The 5,159-nt window shown below is 74.4% G+C and carries 2 protein-coding genes; both read left to right on the forward strand.

The genetic code is table 11. The annotated features are described in order from the left end of the window. The first annotated feature begins 46 nt into the window (after positions 1-46). Entirely contained in the window at positions 47-4,105 is a 4,059-nt protein-coding gene (locus D7X12_RS39040) for a protein kinase domain-containing protein (protein WP_120630236.1), read from the forward strand. A gap of 129 nt (positions 4,106-4,234) precedes the next feature. After that, positions 4,235-5,074, forward strand: coding sequence for an Ig-like domain-containing protein (locus tag D7X12_RS39045; RefSeq protein WP_120630237.1), 840 nt, complete (start codon positions 4,235-4,237; stop codon positions 5,072-5,074). Positions 5,075-5,159 lie beyond the last annotated feature (85 nt).

Consider the following 5,159-nt stretch of genomic DNA (forward strand, 5'->3'; position numbering starts at 1 on the left):
ATGGGTATAAGAGACAGGGGCAGGTGGGTACGGTGGGAGCGCGACCATGTCCGCGGCTCCTCCGTCTTCCCTCATCTTCGGCAGGTATGCGGTCCTCCGCCGCCTGGCCGTGGGAGGCATGGGGGAGATATTCCTGGCGCGACAGGTGGGCGTGAGTGGTTTCGAGCGCCCCGTCATCCTCAAGAGCCTGCTGCCGGACCTGCTGGAGCATGAGGGCTCGGTGGAGATGTTCCTCGACGAGGCCCGGGTCGCGGCGCACCTGAACCACCCCAACGTCGTCTCGCTGTACGAGGTCGGCGCGTGGCAGGGCACGTTCTACATCGCCATGGAGTACATCGAAGGCGAGAACCTGGGCCGGCTGGCGCGGGCGGCGCAGCGGGCCGGTACGACGCTGCCCCACCGGGTGTGCGCGCAGCTGATTCGCGACGCGGCGCTGGGGTTGGACCATGCGCACCACGCGCGCGACAGCCAGGGCGCGTCGTTGGAGCTGGTGCACCGGGACATCAGCCCGCAGAACATCATGGTGCGGTTGGACGGCGTGACGAAGGTGGTGGACTTCGGCGTGGCCAAGGCGACCATCCGCGCCAGCCGCACGCGCACCGGCGTGCTCAAGGGCAAGCTGCGGTACATGTCGCCCGAGCAGGTGCGCAACGAGCCCGTCGCCGGCAGCAGCGACCAGTTCGCGCTGGGGGTCGTGCTGTGGGAGTTGTGTACGCGGCGGCCGTTCATCGACACGGACAACCCCGCGGAGGCGATGCGGCGGATTGCCCTGGCGGCGGTGCCAAGGCCCTCGCAGTTCGTGGAGGGGCTGTCGCCGCTCCTGGAGCAGATCATCCTGCGCATGCTCCACCGCATGCCCTCGCAGCGCTTCGCGCGGTGTGCCGACGTGGCGCGCGCGCTCCAGTCCTTCCTGGATGAGGTGCCGGAGGCGAAGGGCGAGGGCGTCTCCGAGGTGGTGACGCGGCTGGTGGGCGAGTCGGTGCTCGCGCGGCTGCGCGACGTGGCCACGGGAGAGACGGTGCTGCCCCAGGGCCGCGAGCCCTCCAGCGTGTCGTGTCCGCGCTGTGGCCAGTCCACCAGCGCGACCAGCCGCTACTGTCCCGCGTGCGGAAGCGCCCTCACGCCCGCGTCCGGGGCGCCCATCCCCAACCTGGCGTCGCTGCCCGCGCTGCGAGAGCCGCCCGTGCACCTGGGCGACGACGCCCCCGACGCGCCGACCGCGAAGGCACCCTCTGCCCGGGGCAGTGGGAATGGCGCCGCGTGGGCCTCGAAGGTGGCCGCGTCCCGGAGCGGTGGGGATGACGCCGCATCCACCTCGAAGGCACCTGCGTCCCGGAGCGGCGGAGATGACGCCGGGTGGGCCTCGAAGGCCCCCGAGTCCCGGAGCGGCGGAGATGACGCCGCGCACGAGCCGCCCACCGACCCGACGATGGAGGTGCCCGCACCGCTGGCGGCTGCGCTGTCCCAGGAGCCGCCCCTCGCCCACTGGGAGGACGACGACGCGCCCCCGGCCCTGGGAGACGAACCTCCGGGCCCCACGGTGAAGATGCGCGCGTTGGACGCGCAGGCGCTGATGCGCAGGCTCACGCTGCTGGGGGTATCGGGCGAGCTGTCGGACGCGGTCCGGCTGCGCGAGGTGGTGCTGTCACTGGCGGCGCGCCACCACGTGGAAGCGGTGGCCGTGTCGCACGCGCGGTGGTGTCTGCCCTTTGGCCTGCCGCAGCCGCGCCCGGACGACGCGTCACGGGCGCTGCGCTGCGCGGAGGACCTGGCGTTGTCGGGGGTGACGGTGCGCCGGGCGCTGGAGTCCGGCGTGGTGCGCGTGAGCACCGGCTCGGAGGCGGAGGGTCCCCGCCTGTCGGGGATGGGGCTGGAGCGGACGCTCGTGTTGACGGACGCGGCGGTGCCTGGGGAATTGCTCGTGGGCGCCTCGGTGAAGGCGCTGCTGGTGGAGGCGGGAGGCGTGCGCTTCGGCGCGTCGCGCGAGCTGCCGGGAGGCACGGCATGGCGCGTGGAGACGGGCGCGCCCCCGGCCGGCGTGGAGTCGCTGGTGGGCCGCGACGAGGCGCTGGCCGAGGCGCGCGCGGTGGTGGACGCGGCGAGCAGGGGCGAGGGCGGCGCGAGGCTCTTCGTGGGCCCCACGGGCGTGGGACGCAGCCGCTTCCTGGAGGCGGTGGCGGAGCTGGCCGCGAGCGCCGCGCCGCTGCGGGTGGTGCATGCCTGGGGCGGTGATCCGCGCTCCGCGGGCGCGATGGGGTTGTGGCGCACGGTGTTCGTCGCACTGTCCCGGGCCGCGTCGGGCGGGGACGCAGCGGGCCCGCCGCTGTCGGGTCTGGGCCTCTCCGAACCGGAGGCGCAGGCGCTCTGGCGGAGGCTCGCGAGGGGCGCGCCGGTGGGCGGACACCTGGCGGCGGGGGACGGGCTGGTGATGGAGGCGCTGCGGCGCGTGGCGCGGCCGTCGGGGCTCCTGCTGCTGGTGGACGACGTGCACCGCGTGGATGGCACGTCGCTGGAGCTGCTCGCCACGGTGCTGGCGACGAAGGACCTCCGCGTGGCGCTGGTGGGCACGGGCGACGTGGACGGGGTGCCCACGGCGCTGGCGTCACTGCCGGCCACGGTGCTGGAGGGGCTGTCGTCCTCGGAGCTGAACGCGCTGCTGACCGCGAGCCTGGGCATGTCCCTGTCGCCTTCGCTGGAGCGGGCGGTGGGGGACCGGGTGCGAGGCAATCCCGCGCACGCGCTGGCCCTGGTGCGGCTGCTCATCGCCGTGGGCGTGTTGCAGCGCACGGAGGAGGGCTTCCAGACCAACGGCGCGCTGTCCGTCGCGGCGTTGCCCCAGGACCTGGGCCAGGTGCTGGGCGCGCGGCTGGAGCTGCTGCCCTCCGCGTCGCTGCGCTTCCTCCAGCGCGCCGCGGTGGAGGGCTCGCTCTTCTCCGCGGAGCTGGTGCGGGCCTCGCTGCTGGGCTCGGAAGGCGCGGAGGTGCTCGACGACGCCGAGTGGGTGGTGCCCGTGCCCCAGCAGCCCGGCATCTTCCGCTTCACGCGCGAGGAGGCACGGCAGGTGCTGCGCGAGCGGCTGTCGCCCTCGCAGCTGCGAAGCGCGCACGCGGAGCTGGCGGAGACGCTGGAGCGTGAGGCCTTCGCCCTGGAGCCGGCCCGCGAGGTGCGGGTGGCCGACCACCTGCTGGGAGCGGACGCGCCCGGAGCGCAGGCCGCGTGCGAGCGGGCGGGAGACGGGTTCGCCGCGCGGGGCGAGTGGCGCGCGGCGGTGGAGTTCTACCGCTGGGCGCTGGGCCGGGAGCCCGGGGCGACGGCGACGGTGGTGCGCTGGCAGTTGAGCGTGCTCGCGCGCGCGGCGGGGTGTCTCACGCAGGTGGAGCCCGCGGCCGTGGACGGGCTGGTGACGCCGTGGCTGGACCGGGTGTCGGTGATGCAGACGCCCGGCGCGTGGGCGGAGGCCGCGCGCAGGCTGGCCGTCGCGGAGCTGAAGCTGGGGCGGCTGGGGGACGCGGAGGTGCGCCTGAGCATGGCGCAGGCGTCGGCGAGCGCGGATCCGGAGGTGGAGGCGCTCATCCTCGGAGACCTGGCGCGGGTGCGCGAGGCCAAGGGCGAGACGACGGCCGCGGTGGAGCTGCTGGCGCGGGCCTTCCAGCGCATGGGGAACCGGACCGCGCGGGCGCCGGACTTCTATTGGGAGCACTACCTGCTGCTGGGGCGGTTGCAGCAGCGGCTGGGGCAACTGGACCGGGCGCGGGTGGCCTTCACGCGCGCGGCGGAGCAGGCGCGGTCGGTGGCCAGCGCGGTGGGGCAGGCGCGGGCCCTGTCGCAGCTCGCGGGCCTGCGGGTGCTCGCGGGGGAGCCGGCGCAGGCGCTGACGGAGCTGGAGCGCGCGCTCGCCCTGGCCGAGCAGGGAGGCGATGCCCAGGAGGTGGCGCGCATCCACTTCAACGCCGGCCGGCTGCTGGTGGTGGGAGGCCGGGTGCCGGAGGCGCGCGAGCGGCTGGAGCAGGCGAGGGAGCGCGCCCGGGCGGCGGGCTGGCGGGAGGGCGAGTCCCTGGCCGCGCAGGTGCTGGGGACGATGGAAGGCCGGACCCCGCGCCGCTGAAGGGCCCGCGAGATGTCAGCAGGCGTGCAGGCGGACGGAGTTCGGTGCGAGCGACCGTGGTTTTCCCGCCGGCCGCGTGAGGGGTCGCTAGACTCTCGCGCCTCCCCTTTCTGTTCTCCGACTGCCTTCGTGAAGACGTTGCGCCTGCCCTCCCATTCCCTGTTGGGTCTCCTCGCGCTGGGTGTCCTCGGCGCGTGCGGACCGTCGCCGACGACCATCACCCTCGAGCCGCCCGAGCTGCGCTACCTGCGCACGCAGGGCCAGCGCCTTCCGATGAACTACGTGGTGCTGGACGCGGACGGGCGCCGGATGATGGACGCACGGCTGAGGTGGACCAGCTCCGCGCCGGACGTGGCCTCCGTGCTGGAGGACGGCACGGTGGTGGCGCGCAAGTCCGGCAAGACCATCATCGGTGTGCAGGGCGGGGGGGCGAAGGCGGCGCTGCCGTTGGACCTCACCATCCTCGCCTCGCTGGACGTGCGCGCACCGGGCGCGGACTTCGTGGAGATGGGGCGCACCATCAAGCTGCGCGTGGTGGCGCGCGACGAGCTGGGCCACGTCATCCCCGACGCCGTGCCCACCTTCCGCACCAACAATGAGGCCGTGGCGCGCGTGGAGAACGGGGAGCTCATCGCCTCGACTGCGGGCCTGGCCACCGTCACCGCGACGCTGGGCCACCTGAGCCGGGCCATCGCCGTGCAGGTGGTGCCGCCGGACTTCGCCCGCCTGGGGCTGAACCTCACGTCGCACACGTTCAAGAAGAAGGGCCAGTCGGTGCAGGTGCAGGCGCGCGCGTACAACCGCAACGGCGCGGTGCTGGAGCGCGTGCCGCTGGAGTGGTTCAGCTCCAACTCCGCCGTGGTGACGGTGTCGCCCGAGGGCCGGGTGACGGCCGTGGGCCAGGGCCGCGCGGTGGTGTCCGTGGTGGCCGGCCGGCGCCGCACCGCCGCGGACTTCATCGTCGAGTAGCCCTAAGCCAGCGCCCCGCGCCTACTTCTTCTTCGTGGGGGGCGCGGAGGGCTTGGGCGCGGAGTTCTTACGGCCCTTCTTCGGG

Origin of the sequence: Corallococcus sicarius, from assembly GCF_003611735.1 — a bacterium.
Taxonomy (GTDB): Bacteria; Myxococcota; Myxococcia; order Myxococcales; family Myxococcaceae; genus Corallococcus; species Corallococcus sicarius.

Coding starts and splice junctions, on each gene's coding strand:
- D7X12_RS39040 (WP_120630236.1), top strand. CDS start 47: ATGTCCGCGGCTCCTCCGTCTTCCCTCATCTTCGGCAGGTATGCGGTC.